This is a genomic window from Bergeyella zoohelcum ATCC 43767, from assembly GCF_000301075.1.
Taxonomy (GTDB): domain Bacteria; phylum Bacteroidota; class Bacteroidia; order Flavobacteriales; family Weeksellaceae; genus Bergeyella; species Bergeyella zoohelcum.
On sequence record NZ_JH932293.1, the window covers coordinates 177,586 to 194,316 of the forward strand.

Genomic DNA, 16,731 nt, shown 5'->3' on the forward strand with positions numbered 1-16,731 from the left:
TTTCTTACGCTTTTATCGTATCAAAAAAAATCGTAATTTTGCAAAGAAAGTGCAATGCCTATTCAAGACAAAATTATAGAACAAGCCATCACCTTTGATGATGTACTTCTTGTTCCAGCGTATTCAGAGGTTCTTCCGAGCCAAGTATCCTTACAATCTAGACTTACCGACAAGATTACTCTAAATGTACCCATCGTTTCTGCTGCAATGGACACTGTAACTGAAGCGGAAATGGCCATCGCTATTGCCAGAGTGGGAGGACTGGGGTTTATTCATAAGAATATGACCATAGAAGAACAAGCTGCCCAAGTAAATAAAGTAAAGCGTTCTGAAAATGGAATGATTTCTGACCCTGTTACACTTTCTAAGAATCACACCCTCGGTGAAGCTAAAGAAACCATGGCAAGGTATAAAATCTCTGGACTTCCTGTGGTAGATGAAGAGAACAATCTCATAGGAATCATTACCAATAGAGATGTAAAGTACCAAGAAGACCTCAGTGTAAAAGTGGAACACCTGATGACTAAAGAAAACCTCATCACTTCACACAAGGACACTAACTTAGAGGAAGCAAAGAAAATCCTCCTAGAAAACAGAGTAGAGAAATTACCCATCGTAGATGAAAAAAATAAACTAGTAGGACTCATCACCATTAAAGACATTGACAATCAACTAGAATATCCCAATGCCAATAAGGATAAAAATGGAAGGCTCATTGTAGGTGCTGGAGTAGGAATAGGAAATGATACCATGGACAGAGTGAAAGCATTAGTAGATGCAGGTGTAGATATTATTGCAGTGGACTCCGCCCACGGACATTCCAAAGGTGTTTTGGACAAAGTGAGAGAGATTAGAAATGCCTACCCCGATTTGGATATCGTAGGAGGAAACATCGTTACTCCAGAAGCCGCAAAAGACCTTATAGACGCGGGAGCCAATGTTCTCAAAGTAGGCGTAGGGCCAGGCTCTATCTGCACCACGCGTGTAGTAGCAGGGGTAGGCGTACCACAGCTTTCTGCCATATACAATGTCTATGAGTACGCACAAACCCGAAATGTTACCGTTATCGGAGATGGAGGCATCAAACTTTCAGGAGATATTGTTAAAGCTATTGCATCGGGAGCTGGTGCAGTAATGCTGGGTTCATTATTAGCAGGAACAGACGAAGCCCCTGGTGAAGAAATTATTTTCCAAGGTAGAAAATTCAAATCTTACCAAGGCATGGGAAGTTTGGCTGCCATGAAAAGAGGAGGAAGCCAAAGATATTTCCAAAGCGAAGCAAAAAAATTCGTCCCTGAAGGCATTGAAGGAAGAGTACCTCATAAAGGAAGATTAGAAGATGTCATCTTCCAACTGACTGGAGGAATCCGTGCCGGAATGGGATACTGCGGAGCAAAAGATATCACTACACTACAGAAAGATTCTAAGATGATGAAAATCACAGGCAGTGGACTAAAGGAATCTCACCCGCATGATGTCATCATCACCCAAGAAGCTCCTAATTATTCATTGTAATAAAATACACTCAAAAAACAATAAAACCACTGAATTGTTCAGTGGTTTTATTGTTTTATTTCTCAACTAAAAAAGTTTTATTCAAAAAGCTCAGCTGTAGAAAGCATATTCACTTTCCCATCTTCACATCTTATCGCCTCTCCAGGAAAATTATGAATCATATGATAATCATGCGTAGCCATCACCACCGCCGCTCCATTCTCCGTAGCCACTTGTTTTAGCAGGGTCATAATCTCATTAGAAGTTTCAGGATCCAAGTTTCCCGTAGGCTCATCTGCCAGAATCAATCTCGGATGGTTTAGCAATGCCCTTGCTATAGCTACCCTCTGCTGTTCTCCTCCAGAAAGTTCATGTGGCATTTTATGTTTTTTAGTTTTCATCCCCACGCTCTCCAGCACCTCGTCTATTCTCACACTCATCTTATGTGCATCATTCCAGCCTGTAGCTTGGAGTACGAATTTCAAGTTTTTCTCTACTGACCTATCCGTAAGAAGCTGAAAATCCTGAAAAACAATTCCCAATTTTCTTCTCAAATCAGGAATTTGAGAAGTTTTTAACCCCGTAAGGTCAAAGCCTGCTACTCTTCCTCTACCACCTGCCAAAGGAATATGCCCGTACAAAGTTTTAAGAAGCGAGCTTTTTCCTGCTCCCGTTTTCCCAATCAGATAACAGAAACTTCCTTTTTTGATTTGCAAATTAACATTGGTAAGCACAGAAAAATTTTTATGTGCGATGGTGGCATTTTTTAGAGAGATAATTCCCTCATCTAAGTCATTTGTATGTGGCATAATTTTTATTTTTTATGGATAAAAAAGGATTCAACACTCAAAAATAGAGAATTAAAGTAATAACGAAAAAAAATTAGCAAACTTTAACAACAAAAAGTGCTTGAAAAATTCCAAGCACTTTATTTTTTCTTTTGTGAAAGAATAATTATCTCTTCGCACGAGCAGAGCTCACTGTAAGGCTTTTTCTACCTTTCGCTCTTCTTGCAGCTAATACTCTTCTACCATTAGGTGTAGACATTCTTTCTCTAAAGCCGTGCTTATTTCTTTTTTTTCTTTCTGATGGCTGGAATGTTCTTTTCATGACTTCTGTACTATTTAGATGTAACCGATTTTATATTTTCAGATGGCAAAGATATTACTTTTTTTTTAGCCTGCAAATTTTCGGTCCATATTATTTTATTTTTTCCAAAAATCCCCATTGTAGTTTTCCTTATCTTTGCGTTTTTAATACAGAACGAATAATGCTGAGCAACAACGAACTTTCAACCATCAAAAATTTACTTTCTCCAAAAGCTAAAGTAGTACTACTCACTCACTACAACCCCGACGGAGACGCCATAGGTAGCACACTGGGAATGAAACACTTCCTTAGAAATATCGGAATAGAATCTACAATAGTGGTGCCGAATGATTTTCCGAAATTCCTAAAATGGATGCCCGAAGCCAAAAAAATCATCATTGCGGATTATAAAAGGAAACTCGCAGCGGAAACCATTGCGGAAGCAGATGTACTTTTCATCCTTGATTTTAATGCTTCGCATCGTGCAGGAGACCGAGTAGGGGAATGGATAGAAAAATCTAATGCCACTAAAATTCTCATAGACCATCATCAACAACCAGATGAATTTGATTTCGTGTACTCTGATACCACACAGCCTGCCACAGCCCAAATGGTATTTCAATTCGCCAAAGCACTAGCCCCTGAAACTCCTATCAGCGAAGAAGTAGCGAAATGTCTATACACGGGCATCATGACGGACACTGGAGGGTTCAGATTCCGCTCTACCTCCGCCTTAACGCATAAAATCATTGCCGAACTCATTGAAGCTGGAGCTAACCCCGCAGAAATCACTTCCAATACTTGGGATACCCATACCATTTCCAGATTACACTTGCTCTCTTTGGTACTAGGAAGGATAGAGCTGGTAGCAGAAAATTCCATCGCTATACTTTGGCTAAAAAGAGATGAACTTAAAAAATTTGGTTTTGAAAAAGGAGATACCGAGGGTTTTGTCAATTACGGACTCAGCCTATTGGGCGTAGAGATGTCTGCTTTTTTCATGGAAGATTTATATGAAGATTTTATCAAAATATCTTTCCGCTCCAAAAACGCAGTAGATGTAAACCAGTTTTCCCGAAAATATTTCAATGGTGGTGGTCATATCAATGCCGCAGGTGGAAAATATTTTAAATCCTTGGAAGAAACCATCAAAGATTTTAAAACCATTGTAAACGAAGATTGCCCTACCCCTAAAGCAGAATAATCCAATAGAAAAGTGTAATTTTGTAGAAACTAAAATAAATATGTCAACAAAAAATTCTCAGTACTTCATTGACCTTGAAGACCAGCATGGTGCACATAATTACCACCCACTCCCCGTAGTTCTTGATAAGGGAGAAGGGGTATTCGTATGGGATGTAGAGGGAAAAAGATACTATGATTTCCTTTCTGCATATTCCGCAGTGAATCAAGGACACTCGCACCCCAAAATCGTAAAGGTACTTACGGAGCAAGCTCAAACGCTAGCATTGACCTCTAGAGCGTTTTATAATTCTAAATTAGGACTTTACGAAGAAAAAATCACAAAACTCCTCGGGTTCGACAAAGTTTTACCCATGAACTCAGGAGCAGAAGCGGTAGAAACAGCCATCAAACTCGCCAGAAAATGGGCGTATGAGGTGAAAGGTATCCAAGGGAATAATGCGAAAATCATTGTTTGTGAAAATAATTTCCACGGAAGAACCACTACCATTGTTTCTTTCTCTAATGACCCTGATGCAAATACTAACTATGGCCCTTTTACACCTGGATTCATCAGAATCCCGTACAACGATGTAGATGCTTTGGCAAAAGTTTTAGAAGACGAAGCGGCTACCATTGCAGGGTTTTTAGTAGAGCCTATCCAAGGAGAAGCAGGCGTATATGTCCCTGATGAAGGATTTCTAAAAAAAGCATCGGAAATTTGTAAAAAACACAATGTACTTTTCATCGCTGATGAGGTGCAAACGGGAATCGCAAGGACAGGTAAACTGATCGCTTGTCATCATGAAGAGGTACAGCCAGATATTTTAATTCTCGGAAAAGCCCTTTCTGGAGGAATGTACCCTGTATCTGCCGTATTGGCCAACAATGAAATCATGAAAGTCATCCATCCTGGTCAGCATGGTTCTACTTTCGGTGGAAATCCATTAGCATGTGCTGTAGCTATGGCTGCCCTTGATGTAGTGGAAGAAGAAAATCTCTCTGAAAGAGCCGAAAAACTGGGACAGCTTTTCCGTTCTGAGATTGAGAAATTATTAAAAGAAACCGACTTGATTTACCAAGTAAGAGGTAAAGGACTTCTCAATGCTATTCTTATTAATGATACTCAAGACTCGCCTACCGCATGGAATCTTTGTATTGCCCTAAAAGAAGCTGGGCTTTTAGCAAAACCTACCCATGGTAACATCATTCGTCTTGCTCCTCCATTGGTGATTACAGAGGAACAACTCTTAGAATGTGTGGCTATTATCCGAAATGTAGTGCTGAATTTTAAAAAGTAAGCGTCGCTAATAAAAATCCCTTTCTAACACATGGTTGGAAAGGGGTTTTTCGTAAATTATCTCAATCACAATTTTACTGAAGAAGCGATTGGTAAAATTTATAATAATTCTTCGCCATTGTTCGATAATCAAATTGTGACGCCCATTTCCTTAACTCTTGTTGCATTTCAGTTTTATTCTCTCTATACAATTTCATTTTGGAGTGAAAAATATTTGCCATCTCTTTAGGTTCAAAATCATCAAAATAAAACGCATTTTCACCCCCTATTTCAGGTAAGCTGGTGTAACGACTGAGAAAAACCGGCTTCCCCAAAGCCATCGCTTCAATAGGTGGAATACCAAACCCCTCTGCAATAGATGGATGACATAGCGCTTCACAATGCTGAATCAACGCATATTTTTCCTCTTCAGACACATTCTTAAGGATATGTACTCTATCTGAAACTCCTAATTCATTGATGATTTCACGCACTTTTGTAGCATAGGGTTCTTTCTCCCCCGAAGCGAGAAGTACCAAATCCTCGTCAATATAAGGCAACATTTCCACCAAAGATTTTTGGTTTTTCTTATCAAACAGCACCCCTATATTTAATATATATTTTTTATTTCTCAAATCACGAAACTGCCCTAAATCATATTTTTTCTGCTCTGGAAATTCGATTCCATTATGGATAACTACAATATCTTTTAATTTTTTAAAATTAAACAAATGCTTATTTTTCAATAAATCCTGCTTGACAAATTCCGATATGCAGACTAAATAATCTACTGTCTCAAAGCTCTTGTTGATACGATGATGCATCTTTCTTCTCTTCTTCACACTCAAGTTCTCGTGAAGAAAATTTAAGTCATGAAGGGTAAGAATTTTAATTGCATTTTTATAATTTTTCCTAAAATAAGGTGCTCCTTGATTACTGATATGAATCAATTGAAATTTGTGACTAAAAGATTCAAAATATTTATGCCACTTTTGATAAGGTATGATTTTTTCTGCTGAGATATACTTTTTTAATTCCTTCTCAGGACCAAAATAACATACATCATTGCTAGGAAATTGAACTTCAATTCCTTTGGCTATATTCCGAAATACATTAGCAAGCCCCGTGTAAGGATAACGCAGTCTTTCAAGGTCTATAAGAATCTTTTTTTTCATACAACCATAATTTAGATCAACACAAAGATAAAAAAACAGAATAATTTGGCAGTGAAGTTCCATCGACTTATTTGTAATAAAAACACCCATTAATTAAGTAAAGATAAGTTCGCATTCGGATATAAACCTATAAAGCATTTTAAGAAATTTTTGAAACAAAATTCGAGATAGTTATGGTTTAATATTTGTAAATTGCACGCATGATCATCCTAAGAGGATAATAAAATGAAAAAAATAGCTATTATTGTACAACGATATGGAATTGAAGTTAATGGAGGTGCAGAGTTTCATGCTCGTATTTTAGCAGAAAAACTTTCTAAAAATTATGATATAACCATTTTAACTACTACTGCCTTAGATTATCAAGGCTGGGCAAATCACTATGCGGAAGGTCATACAGAAGTTAATGGTTTGAAAGTTATCCGATTTTCTACAGAAATCTTTTCGAAAAAGAAAATGAGAAAAGCAAGGAGAGCGATATTTAAAAAGAAAAAATATTTCAAAATCATTCGATTTTTGGGATTATTTGATTTACTTGATAAAAAATTTAATATTTCTACTGTAACGAAGGAAGATGAAGACAATTGGCTGAAAGGGCAAGGTCCTTTTTGTCCTGATTTACTGAGTTTTTTAAGAAAAAACAAGGAAGAATATGATGTATTTATATTTTTCACTTACTTATATTACCCCACCGTAATGGGACTTCCTATAGTAAATGAAAAAGCTATTTTTATACCAACTGCTCATGATGAACCACCACTATATACCAAGCCTTATGAAAATTTATTTTCACAACCGAAATTTATCATGTACAATACACAATCCGAAAAAGAATTAGTAGAAAATCATTTTAAAGAATATTGTCAAAACACAGATATTGCAGGGGTTGGGATCGAAGAATTTGTGTTAGACGAAACATACTGCCCAGCCAAAGAATTTCAGTATGATTTTCCGTATTTTGTGTATATTGGAAGGATAGATAGAAATAAAGGTTGTAGAGAATTGGTAGAATATTTCAATTTGTTTTGCAAGGAAAACCCTTCCACCAAACTGGTTATGATAGGGAAAAATAATATGGATATAATACCTAATAAAAATATTATATTAACAGGATTTATCAATGAAGAGGATAAATATTACCTGCTGAAAAATAGTTTGGGACTTATTCTTCCGTCAAAATATGAAAGTTTGTCTATGGTTACTTTAGAAGCTATGGCTTGTGGAAAAATACCGTTAGTTAATGCAGATTGTATTGTTTTAAAACAACATATCCTTAATAGCGGAACAGGGTTTTATTTTAGGAATTATATGGAGTTTAAAAAATATCTTAATAAAATCATTAACCTATCAGAAGAAGAAAGAGAAGAATACTCACTACAAGCCAAAAGATATGTCAAGGAAAATTATAGCTGGAGTAGCATTTTAAATAAATTTGATCAAGCGATTGATTTCGTTACAAAAAATAAAAAATGAAATTCATCCGTTAAACTTTATTAAGGAGTTTCTGGAACAAGTTATCCCATTTTTCGCCAATTTTATCCATATTATATGAGCAAGATTTTTCTATAATATTTTTTTGTATACTATGCCGTAAATTTTCATCTGTCATTAATTTAACAAGGGCTTCTTGGTAAGCTTTCATATCAAAATTTTCGATTAAAACTCCATTCTCCCAAGATGGAGATAGAATACTCTCAACTCCTTTCGAGCAATTAAATGCAATAGGCACAACTCCCGCTTGTTGAGCCTCAGTAAGCACTAATCCCCAGCTCTCAAACTGAGAAGATAAACAAAGTATGGCTGCTTGATCATAATATTTTTCGACATTTTTAACCGCTCCACAGAATAGAATCCTTTCCAAAGAATATGCTTTTACTTTCCCTTCTAAGGATATACGCTCAGCACCATCTCCTACCAAGACAAATTCCCAATCTGGAAATTTTTTATAAATATTCTTCCAAATGTCAATCAATCTATCTACGCGTTTATCAGCATAACTCATTCTTCCTACATAAAGTAACTGTCTTTTTTTGTTTAAAGAATAAGTTATTTTAGGATGTGGAACGCCATTAGGTATTACATAAAATTTATCAGTTCCCACACCTATTCTTTCCGAAATCTCTCTCTGGTAATCATCGCATAAAACCGTAAAGGCATCACAAGATTGATATATATTTTTATATAGATTCTTAAAATAAATATTAGCTTTTTTTAGTTTAATCCGATGTTTAATCCGATGTTTAATTTTGCTGAAAAAATTTTTATCAGATATTCTTCTCTCAAATTCTACTTTAATATCATCTATTTCCCAAAAAGGTGTACCATGATTAGAAAAAATATATTTACAACCAATGCTTCTTACTATACTTTCTCTTTTCACATTAAAATTAGAACCCGTAAAAACCATAATATCAATATCTTTTGCCTTTTTCACCCAAACACTATTTGGAGTTTCTTCAAATAGATCTGAAGGACTGATTTTGATAAAATTAAGATTTCTCCTTTCTTCATCACTAAGTTTATCTTCTACCAAATTACAAGTAAATACAAAAAATCTATACCCTTTTTTACTCAAAGACGCAGCTATATGAGAAGTAACCTTTTCTGCTCCTCCACAGGGAAACTCTTCATGTATGAATCCTATATTTTTCATTTTTTCAAAATATTATTTTCTTTGAAATACTTCTCTAATACCATTAAACTGCATAGGTCTTCTACATTTTTATCCCAAAACTGTTCACAATGAGCATGGGCATTTCGAATGATTTCTAAACATTGCTCAGGATGCTCCATATAAAAACGAAGCTGCTCTTCAAGGTCTGAATAATCCGGTTTGATTTCAATATAATGTTTCCCTCCGATAAGTTTTCCTTCCATAAACCAAGTTTCCATGGTAGGTTTTGGCATTACAGCAATAGAGTTAGAGGACATAATCCATTTCAGATTTGTGGCCACATCATTACCTTGAAGACTGAGAATGAATTTATAGTCTAAATGCTCCTGAATAGAAATTTTGGGTTTGAGCCATTCTCGCTCGGCTATAGCTGTATCACCTACTGCTCCCAAATCACAAAGCGGATGATGAAAATATTTTTTATAAAAATCATATCTATGTTGCTGATAAATAGCCCCTCTACCAATGAGCATGTTCTTTTTTTGATAGAAAGGTTTATCATTTTTCACCCAAGTAAAATGCCTTACTTTATCCAAATTAAGCAATACACTATTCTGATTTTCCTCAGAAATAGGACGACTTTTGACAATGGAGGGAATATTCGGAATATGAGTTACATCTCCGAAAACAAAATGAAATGCAAGATTTTCATCAAAAAATCTTGCATATTGATAGGCATCAAAATAATATGCCTTAGGCGTTCGGGGCTTTCTCAAATCTTTAACGATACTATCCATGGATAGTACCACCTGATTAGGCATATCTTTACAATAATATGCCACCCGCTCCTCTACTTTTTTTAGCTGCTCTTCTGTAAGTTGATTCTTGAGTTTCTGTACTGCCTGAATATAATTCCCCTTGGGCAAAAGAAATCTAAGATAGCCTAAAAAGTAATAATATAATTTATTTTGCTTAATAACTTTCATATATTACGACTCTCTTGCGTAGTCATCCTCTATACGAATAATATCATCTTCCCCAAAATAAGTCCCTGTCTGAACTTCTATAAACATCAGCAAATCCGAACTTCTATTTTCTATCCTATGCTTCGCACCTTGAGGAATAAAAATACTTTCACCATATTTCACGGTATATTCTACATCTTCTAAAACCACCACTGCCTCTCCCTGAACCACCGTCCAAAACTCTTGTCTATGATGATGGTATTGGTAAGACAACCGATGCCCTGGCTCTACAAATATTCTCTTCAGTTTATAGTTAGGCTCATCTTCTAATACAAAATACTTTCCCCACGGTCTTTCTCCTATTTCTAATGCCATATCGTTTATCGTTTAAATGCAAAGCTAATCATTTTTTTCTTATGATTTTTAAACCATTCTGGCTTTAATAGCTTTTTTTAACCTTAAAGAGCGATGGACAATGTAATTACAAAACCTTCATGACTTCTCACATTCATCACGCTTCCTCCCTCAAAAGAGAGATATTGCCCTTTAATTCCTGATAATTTACCTTCAAAATTAGGCTGTTTTTCGAGGGTAAATGCCGTTATTTTTTCTGATGCTGTATATGGATAGTCTAATCTATGTATCTCTTCTTCATCCATAAAGAATTTTCTACTTTCCTCTGGGAAAAGATGCCTTATTTGATTTCGGAAATCCAATAAATCTATCTCTGACTCTCTTTCATCTTGTAGCATTTTACGCCAATTAGTTTTATCTGCAAGATGTTTTTTCAGTTCCACCTCTATCATACCTGCTTCGTATCTATTTTCCGTTCTTGCGATAGGTAATGCGAAGGTGGCTCCTTGGTCTATCCACCTTGTAGGCACTTGCGTAGCCCTCGTTACTCCCACTTTTACATCACCCGTATAAGCCAAATAAACAATATGAGGCTGTAGCTGTATCTCTTTTTCTACTTCTAAATTTCTTTCTTCTATTCCTAAATGTGCTTTAGAAAGCTCTGGCTTTAGGATGGTTTCACTGGCATAAGGACTTTCAAAAAAACATTTTTTGCAAAACCCCATTCTGAAAATAGGAGTATCAGTGCCACACTCCACACATTGATAACCTATGTGGTGAATTTTTAATTTCTTTCCTATGAGATGATTCATGTGTATCAAATCATTAGAAAGATTTAGATAATACTGAATAGGCATTCCTATTTGAGTAATCATTTTTCGTATTTGTCCAGTGAATTCCATCAGATATTTTTTTAAAGAACCCTTTCAGCATTTTTCTACGCCGAAAGGGTTAAATGGATAATAAAGTAAATATTATTTTTGTTTCTTTTCAAACATGGAGAAGAAAAGCCCGCCCATCAATGAGCCATACAGTGAACTCCTAATAGGGTTTGAAGTAATAGCACAGCTCCCATCATTGCAACCAATGAAATGATAATACGCATAACCTGCAACTGCCCCCAATGCAATGCCTATGAGGTGTAGTTTGTATTTATGTATAAACCCAGCCATCACAATGTTTTACTTTGACAAACAAAATCCGTAGTAGGTATTTTTTCTGTTTTTTTAATACCTCCAAAGCCGCCTTCTATTTCTGTAAAATTACGGATACCTCTTTTATTTAATATACTTGCTGCTATCATACTTCTGTAGCCTCCTGCACAGTGAAGATAGAAGTGTTCATCATTAGAAATACCTCCTGCCCATTGGGCAATGTCATTGAGAGGTCGGCTATAAGCATTTTCTATATGTTCTGCCGCATACTCTGTAGGTTTTCTTACATCAATGATTTTAGCCTCTGGAGAAAATTCATTAACAAAAGTTTCGGGCGAAATTCTTTTAACCTCATCTGTTTCTTTTCCTGTAGCCTTCCAAGCAGCAAAGCCTCCTTTCAGATATCCTAAAACATTATCGAAGCCCACTCTAGAAAGTCGAGTAATCGCCTCCTCTTCTGTTCCTTCATCGGTCACCAATAGTATAGGATGCTTCACATCTACAATCATCGCTCCTACCCATGGTGCAAAATCCCCTTTCAAACCAATATTAATAGCATTTGGAATAAATCCTTTATGGAATTCTGCTGCCGAACGAGTGTCTAAAATTAATGCTCCCGTTTGTTCTGCAATGGCTTCAAATTCATTCGGTTCAAGTGCTTTCATTCCTTTATCCATTACTTCCTCAAAAGACTCATAGCCCCCTTTGTTCATCGCTACATTCATACCGAAATATTGTGGTGGAGCAGTAAGTCCATCGAGTACTGCCTCTATAAAAGCTTCTTTGTTGGGTTGGTTCAGGGCATAATTGGTTTTCTTTTGATTTCCGAGGGTATCTACCGTTTCTTTTTGCATGTTTTTACCACAAGCAGAGCCTGCACCGTGTGCAGGATATACGGTAATATCATCTGCAAGTGGTAGAATTTTGGTATAAAGACTATCATACAATAATCCTGCTAATTCTTCTTGGGTAAGATTTGCTGCTTTTTGGGCTAAATCAGGTCTTCCTACATCTCCTAAGAACAAAGTATCTCCAGAGAAAATAGCCGTTTCTTTCCCGTTTTCATCAATGAGCAAAAAAGTAGCACTCTCCATGGTATGCCCTGGCGTGTGGAGTACTTTTATCTTAATGTCTCCTATCTGAAAAATCTGGTTATCTTCTGCTATGATCGCTTCAAAACTAGGCTGTGCCGTAGGTCCATAGACAATAGGTGCACCTGTTTTTTTACTTAAATCTAAATGCCCCGAAACGAAATCCGCATGAAAATGCGTTTCAAAAATGTATTTCAGTACTACCCCATCTTCATCTAATCGGTCAAGGTAAGGCTGTACTTCTCTTAGTGGATCTATAATAGCTGCTTCTTTCCCTGAAACAATATAATAAGCACCTTGTGCTAAACAACCTGTGTATATTTGTTCTATTTTCATTTTACTATGATTTATTCTTTTATTTACTATATGATGGTACAAAATTGCGAAATAGTTTTCTTTTTTACAGTTACATTGGTTACACAAGTAAAAATTAGTGCAACAAAGTTTCTTTGATGATGATATAAATGCCCATCACCAAAACGAACCAACCAAATGCGGGTTTTAACTTAGTGCCATCTATTTTCTTAGACAACGCCATTCCTATAAAAATTCCAGCCACGGCAAAGGTAGTGATTTTCAAAAGGAATATATAATCCATGGCGGTTCCTGCTCCTTCTCCCATAAAACCTATCAAAGATTTTGCTGCAATGATGACCAGTGAAGTCCCTACTGCCTCTTTCATAGGCAGTTTACTTAATATTACCAAAGCTGGAATAATGAGAAAGCCTCCTCCAGCCCCTACAAGCCCTGTAAGCACCCCTACTACTATGCCCTCTATGAGAATCATCGGATAATTGAACTGCTGTTTTTGTGGCGTCTCCATTGCAGGTGTGTTCCTCTTTTTAATCATACTGTATGAGGCGAAAAGCATCAACACAGCAAAAAGCAATAGCAAGAAGATACTTTTGGTAACCACAAAACTTCCGAGGATAAACAACTCTTGCGGAATAATGGGAACGATGTACGCTCGAGTAAGAAAAACCGCCACGATAGAGGGAATGCCAAATATTACCGCAGTTTTGGTATTAACCAATCCTTTTTTAAAATACGACACAGACCCTACCACACTGGTAGCCCCTACAATGAAAAGCGAATAAGCCGTTGCCAAAACGGCATCTACTCTAAACAAATAAACCAATACAGGCACGGTAAGAATACTACCGCCGCCACCTATAAGCCCCAAAGCAATACCAATAAAAACCGATGCTATATAACCTACTGTATCCATTTTTTGAAATTGTTTTTGCAAAATTCTGCCAACTCAAAAAAACATACAGCCACCTTTGTTACACAAGTGTAATTTTATTTCTCCCCAGTTTCACTTTCCCTATTTCCTCCAGCTGTTTCAGTAACCGAGAGACCACCACGCGAGCCGTTCCCAATTCATTCGCCAATTGTTCATGGGTGATATGAAGCGTTTTATTTCCTAATAATTCCGCTTTTTTATGCAGTAAAGTAAGCATTCGCTCATCTACTTTCTTAAAGGCAATAGCATTGATAATTTCCAATAATTCTTCGAAACGCTTGTGGTACAAACGAAAAATATAATCTAGCCACTCAGGGTGTTCTTTGATGAATAATGATACCTTTTCTATGGGTAAAAAAAGTATTTCTGCATTTTCTTCTACCTCTGCTTTTACTTTACTGGTCTCATTGTGCAGTCCTCCTAAAAAGGACATAATACAGCTTTCACCTGCCTTGATATAATACAACAAAATCTCTCTCCCATCTTCCTCCGTTCGGATTACTTTTAAAGTTCCTTTAATAACAATGGGAATAGAGCGGATATAGGCATTTTCACTTAGGATGACCTCTCCTGCTTTGTATTCTTTTTTCACACTATTGTGTTGAAGTTTTTCCACTAACTCGGGAGATGTTTTAAACTCTGTGATTTGTTGTAATTCTTCCATTTTGTGAAATTATAATTTAATTGATTCTGTTTACTGGAACCTTAAAGGGAAAATAAAAGCACCTGCTTTCCAAAAGCCCATTATCACCCCAATACAAAAATAAACCGTAAGTAAATTTTATGGCAAGAAAAGTTCCTTGATGATAATCCAAATCCCCATCACAAGGACTATCCAGCCAAATAACGGCTTAAGTAAAGCTCCATTCATCTTCTTTGCGATGAGCATCCCAATAAATATTCCAATAATAGAAAGTCCACTAAATACAAGTAAAAATGGCCAGTCTATCGCAATTTTGTCCAGTGAAGAAATAAAACCTACCGCAGAATTAATCATGATGATAAAAAGAGAAGTAGCTACTGCCTCTCGCATATTCATACCAAAGAGCATTACCAAAGCGGGAACAATGAGAAAACCGCCTCCCGCTCCTATAAATCCCATAATAATACCTACCAAAAGTCCCTGACTGATGAGCAATGTATAATTATTCTCTTTCCCTATATTTTTTTTAATAGACCGGTCTTTTTTTATCATTTTTAGGGAAGACCAAAGCATCAATACCGCAAATAATAAAAGAATAAACATCTCCTTAGTGAGCTCTATCCCCCATTTATTAATGATATAAGGAGGAAGATTGGGCAAAACGATTCTTCGGGAAAATAAAATACCTAAGATGGAAGGTATTCCAAAATACAAAGCCAGCCTGAAGTTTATTTTTTTCTGAACAATAGATTTCACAGACCCTACTGTACTAGTAACTCCCACTACAAAGAGTGAGAGTGTGGTAGCCGTCATGGCATCTATTCCGAAAAGATAAGTAAAAATAGGTACACTCAGTATGCTTCCTCCGCCGCCTATGAGCCCCATTACTAGCCCAATGACCATTGCAAAAAAGTAACCTAAAATCTCCATTTGTCCTTAAATGGTTAAGTCTATTTTATTTTTTAATTCCTCTTCAGGGACATGAAGGTCTGGAGTATCCGAATCTGAAAATTCATCCCTGTAAATTTGCATCAAAAGCACCGTCATGGATACCAATATGGGTCCGAAAACTAATCCCATAAATCCAAATAAATTCATCCCCATAATAATCCCAAACACCGTATTGAGCGGATGGATGTCTTCCAATTTCTTGAGCAAAGTAAATCTAAGAACATTATCTGTAAGCCCCACTACGATGAGACAGTAAATGAGGAGCCCTACGCCCCCGAACATATCCCCTTCCATCATCATGAATACACTCACAGGTACGAAAACGATGGCTCCACCTACAATAGGAATCATACTGGTAATGGCAGTAAGTGCAAAGAAAAGAACAGGACTGGGTGCTCCAAAAATAAGATACCCCACAAGTGCTACTAGCCCTTGCCCTAATGCCACCACAGGAATCCCTACTGCATTGGCCATTACTAATTTTCTAAATTTCTGCCCTACCAGTTTAGAGTTGGCTCTCTTAAATGGTACTGCCGCATTACACACACTTTCCAGCTGTCTCGGTTTTTCTAACATGAAATAAAGAATAAAAAACATAGAGGTAACGATGGAAAACGCATTGAGTGTACTACTCAATATGGTAGTAGATAACCCCGTAGCAAAATTGGTCAAAGATTTAATGTTCTCTGTGCTAGAGATATTAATATCTGTCAATTCCATGATGTACTGCTGTACATTGGTAAGAAATTTTTCTATTTTAGGAATGTAGGCTTGCGTCTGGCTGAGCTTACTTACAAGGAGGTCTCCTAAGAAGTACAAAGGAAGAATAAGCACCACGAGGCATAAGAATATAATCGCCAAAGCCGCCAGTGCCGGTTTCCAGTTGAGCTTTTCCTGAAGGTAAAGATTCAGGTCTCTGGTTACCACATACAAAGTGATAGCTCCTAAAAGTGCGGGGATAAAAAGAGCAAGATTAAAGGAGATAATCCCTAGAAGTACTACAATAAGCACCAAGAGAAATACTTGTTTTATAATTCCCTCAGGAATATAGTCTTTTTTATTCATCATAAAGCGTTTCTAATTTGGGTCAAAAGTACTAAAATAGTTCGGTCTCCAAAAGCGAAAAACTTATATTATTTCCTGAAATTATTATGGGATTTAAGAGCGAGAAAAGCTGGGGATTAGCACATTGGAATGAGTTTAAAAGAATTTGAAATGGTTTGAAAGCCATTCAATAAAAGCCCCAAAAGTAGCCTTTAATATATTTTCTCAAAAAAGAATATTGAATTTTACAGAATCTATCCGTAGTTTTTACTTATCCATATATGGTATTCAAATCCCTAGATAGGTCTTTCAATTTTCTATATGAATTATTCAAATTCCCAGATAGGTTTTTCAGTTTTCTATATGGATTATTCAAATTCCTAGATAGGTTTTTCAATTTTCCATATGGATTATTCAAATTCCTAGATAGGTCTTTCAATTTTCTATATG

Annotated in this window: 17 protein-coding genes; 4 read left to right on the plus strand and 13 right to left on the minus strand. The window is 36.4% G+C overall.

The window, feature by feature from the left end:
• Window positions 1–54: 54 nt before the first annotated feature.
• Window positions 55–1,515, plus strand: a complete 1,461-nt coding sequence (guaB, locus tag HMPREF9699_RS00830) for an IMP dehydrogenase (RefSeq protein ID WP_002661575.1) — start codon at window positions 55–57, stop codon at window positions 1,513–1,515.
• 77 nt (window positions 1,516–1,592) lie between these two features.
• Here guaB and HMPREF9699_RS00835 read toward each other — a convergent pair whose 3' ends face one another.
• Together HMPREF9699_RS00835 and rpmH are read right to left on the minus strand one after the other, a co-directional pair.
• Entirely contained in the window at window positions 1,593–2,303 is a 711-nt protein-coding gene (locus tag HMPREF9699_RS00835; protein ID WP_002661577.1) for a cell division ATP-binding protein FtsE, read from the minus strand.
• Between the two features lie 145 nt (window positions 2,304–2,448).
• Window positions 2,449–2,604, minus strand: coding sequence for a 50S ribosomal protein L34 (rpmH, locus tag HMPREF9699_RS00840; protein ID WP_002661578.1), 156 nt, complete (start codon window positions 2,602–2,604; stop codon window positions 2,449–2,451).
• Window positions 2,605–2,764: 160 nt separating this feature from the next.
• On the opposite strand from rpmH, the gene HMPREF9699_RS00845 reads away from it, so the two are divergent.
• A complete protein-coding gene (locus HMPREF9699_RS00845; protein WP_002661582.1) occupies window positions 2,765–3,787 on the plus strand; it encodes a DHH family phosphoesterase in 1,023 nt (340 codons plus the stop codon).
• A gap of 40 nt (window positions 3,788–3,827) precedes the next feature.
• Window positions 3,828–5,066 (plus strand): ornithine--oxo-acid transaminase, encoded by a 1,239-nt coding sequence (gene rocD, locus HMPREF9699_RS00850; protein ID WP_002661583.1) that lies wholly within the window; start codon window positions 3,828–3,830, stop codon window positions 5,064–5,066.
• A 73-nt stretch (window positions 5,067–5,139) separates the two neighbouring features.
• Here the strand turns inward: rocD and HMPREF9699_RS00855 are convergent, their stop codons facing one another.
• Complete coding sequence (locus HMPREF9699_RS00855; RefSeq protein WP_034985368.1) at window positions 5,140–6,219, minus strand: glycosyltransferase family 4 protein; 1,080 nt, start codon at window positions 6,217–6,219, stop codon at window positions 5,140–5,142.
• A 225-nt stretch (window positions 6,220–6,444) separates the two neighbouring features.
• On the opposite strand from HMPREF9699_RS00855, the gene HMPREF9699_RS00860 reads away from it, so the two are divergent.
• Window positions 6,445–7,692, plus strand: coding sequence for a glycosyltransferase family 4 protein (locus HMPREF9699_RS00860; protein WP_002661586.1), 1,248 nt, complete (start codon window positions 6,445–6,447; stop codon window positions 7,690–7,692).
• Between the two features lie 10 nt (window positions 7,693–7,702).
• Here the strand turns inward: HMPREF9699_RS00860 and HMPREF9699_RS00865 are convergent, their stop codons facing one another.
• The 10 genes from HMPREF9699_RS00865 to HMPREF9699_RS00910 all read right to left on the minus strand — a co-directional run bounded on the left by HMPREF9699_RS00865 (window position 7,703) and on the right by HMPREF9699_RS00910 (window position 16,305).
• Window positions 7,703–8,872 (minus strand): glycosyltransferase, encoded by a 1,170-nt coding sequence (locus HMPREF9699_RS00865; protein ID WP_002661587.1) that lies wholly within the window; start codon window positions 8,870–8,872, stop codon window positions 7,703–7,705.
• On the minus strand, window positions 8,869–9,819 hold the full coding sequence (locus HMPREF9699_RS00870) for a glycosyl transferase family 90 (RefSeq protein ID WP_002661589.1): 951 nt from the start codon (window positions 9,817–9,819) through the stop codon (window positions 8,869–8,871). The genes HMPREF9699_RS00865 and HMPREF9699_RS00870 overlap by 4 nt, the downstream gene beginning before the upstream one ends.
• Before the next feature lie 3 nt (window positions 9,820–9,822).
• Window positions 9,823–10,173 (minus strand): phosphomannose isomerase type II C-terminal cupin domain, encoded by a 351-nt coding sequence (locus HMPREF9699_RS00875; RefSeq protein ID WP_002661591.1) that lies wholly within the window; start codon window positions 10,171–10,173, stop codon window positions 9,823–9,825.
• 83 nt (window positions 10,174–10,256) lie between these two features.
• Complete coding sequence (locus HMPREF9699_RS00880; protein WP_002661592.1) at window positions 10,257–11,054, minus strand: DUF2797 domain-containing protein; 798 nt, start codon at window positions 11,052–11,054, stop codon at window positions 10,257–10,259.
• A gap of 72 nt (window positions 11,055–11,126) precedes the next feature.
• Entirely contained in the window at window positions 11,127–11,324 is a 198-nt protein-coding gene (locus HMPREF9699_RS00885) for a DUF6132 family protein (protein WP_002661594.1), read from the minus strand.
• Window positions 11,324–12,733 carry an MBL fold metallo-hydrolase gene (locus tag HMPREF9699_RS00890; protein WP_002661595.1) on the minus strand — a complete coding sequence of 470 codons (1,410 nt, stop codon included), beginning with the start codon at window positions 12,731–12,733 and terminating at the stop codon, window positions 11,324–11,326. Before HMPREF9699_RS00890 ends, HMPREF9699_RS00885 begins: the two co-directional genes overlap by 1 nt.
• 94 nt (window positions 12,734–12,827) lie before the next feature.
• Window positions 12,828–13,625 (minus strand): sulfite exporter TauE/SafE family protein, encoded by a 798-nt coding sequence (locus tag HMPREF9699_RS00895; RefSeq protein ID WP_002661597.1) that lies wholly within the window; start codon window positions 13,623–13,625, stop codon window positions 12,828–12,830.
• A gap of 58 nt (window positions 13,626–13,683) precedes the next feature.
• Entirely contained in the window at window positions 13,684–14,307 is a 624-nt protein-coding gene (locus HMPREF9699_RS00900) for a Crp/Fnr family transcriptional regulator (protein WP_002661599.1), read from the minus strand.
• Between the two features lie 117 nt (window positions 14,308–14,424).
• On the minus strand, window positions 14,425–15,216 hold the full coding sequence (locus tag HMPREF9699_RS00905; RefSeq protein ID WP_002661600.1) for a sulfite exporter TauE/SafE family protein: 792 nt from the start codon (window positions 15,214–15,216) through the stop codon (window positions 14,425–14,427).
• 6 nt (window positions 15,217–15,222) lie between these two features.
• On the minus strand, window positions 15,223–16,305 hold the full coding sequence (locus tag HMPREF9699_RS00910) for an AI-2E family transporter (protein ID WP_002661601.1): 1,083 nt from the start codon (window positions 16,303–16,305) through the stop codon (window positions 15,223–15,225).
• Window positions 16,306–16,731: the final 426 nt, after the last annotated feature.

Bases quoted from the DNA above. Each gene is read 5' to 3' on its own strand.
- HMPREF9699_RS00890 (WP_002661595.1), bottom strand. From the start codon at position 12,733: ATGAAAATAGAACAAATATACACAGGTTGTTTAGCACAAGGTGCTTAT.
- HMPREF9699_RS00905 (WP_002661600.1), bottom strand. From the start codon at position 15,216: ATGGAGATTTTAGGTTACTTTTTTGCAATGGTCATTGGGCTAGTAATG.
- HMPREF9699_RS00895 (WP_002661597.1), bottom strand. From the start codon at position 13,625: ATGGATACAGTAGGTTATATAGCATCGGTTTTTATTGGTATTGCTTTG.
- HMPREF9699_RS00835 (WP_002661577.1), bottom strand. From the start codon at position 2,303: ATGCCACATACAAATGACTTAGATGAGGGAATTATCTCTCTAAAAAAT.
- HMPREF9699_RS00885 (WP_002661594.1), bottom strand. From the start codon at position 11,324: ATGGCTGGGTTTATACATAAATACAAACTACACCTCATAGGCATTGCA.
- rpmH (WP_002661578.1), bottom strand. From the start codon at position 2,604: ATGAAAAGAACATTCCAGCCATCAGAAAGAAAAAAAAGAAATAAGCAC.
- rocD (WP_002661583.1), top strand. From the start codon at position 3,828: ATGTCAACAAAAAATTCTCAGTACTTCATTGACCTTGAAGACCAGCAT.
- HMPREF9699_RS00870 (WP_002661589.1), bottom strand. From the start codon at position 9,819: ATGAAAGTTATTAAGCAAAATAAATTATATTATTACTTTTTAGGCTAT.
- HMPREF9699_RS00880 (WP_002661592.1), bottom strand. From the start codon at position 11,054: ATGGAATTCACTGGACAAATACGAAAAATGATTACTCAAATAGGAATG.
- HMPREF9699_RS00855 (WP_034985368.1), bottom strand. From the start codon at position 6,219: ATGAAAAAAAAGATTCTTATAGACCTTGAAAGACTGCGTTATCCTTAC.
- HMPREF9699_RS00900 (WP_002661599.1), bottom strand. From the start codon at position 14,307: ATGGAAGAATTACAACAAATCACAGAGTTTAAAACATCTCCCGAGTTA.
- HMPREF9699_RS00865 (WP_002661587.1), bottom strand. From the start codon at position 8,872: ATGAAAAATATAGGATTCATACATGAAGAGTTTCCCTGTGGAGGAGCA.
- HMPREF9699_RS00875 (WP_002661591.1), bottom strand. From the start codon at position 10,173: ATGGCATTAGAAATAGGAGAAAGACCGTGGGGAAAGTATTTTGTATTA.
- HMPREF9699_RS00860 (WP_002661586.1), top strand. From the start codon at position 6,445: ATGAAAAAAATAGCTATTATTGTACAACGATATGGAATTGAAGTTAAT.
- guaB (WP_002661575.1), top strand. From the start codon at position 55: ATGCCTATTCAAGACAAAATTATAGAACAAGCCATCACCTTTGATGAT.
- HMPREF9699_RS00910 (WP_002661601.1), bottom strand. From the start codon at position 16,305: ATGATGAATAAAAAAGACTATATTCCTGAGGGAATTATAAAACAAGTA.
- HMPREF9699_RS00845 (WP_002661582.1), top strand. From the start codon at position 2,765: ATGCTGAGCAACAACGAACTTTCAACCATCAAAAATTTACTTTCTCCA.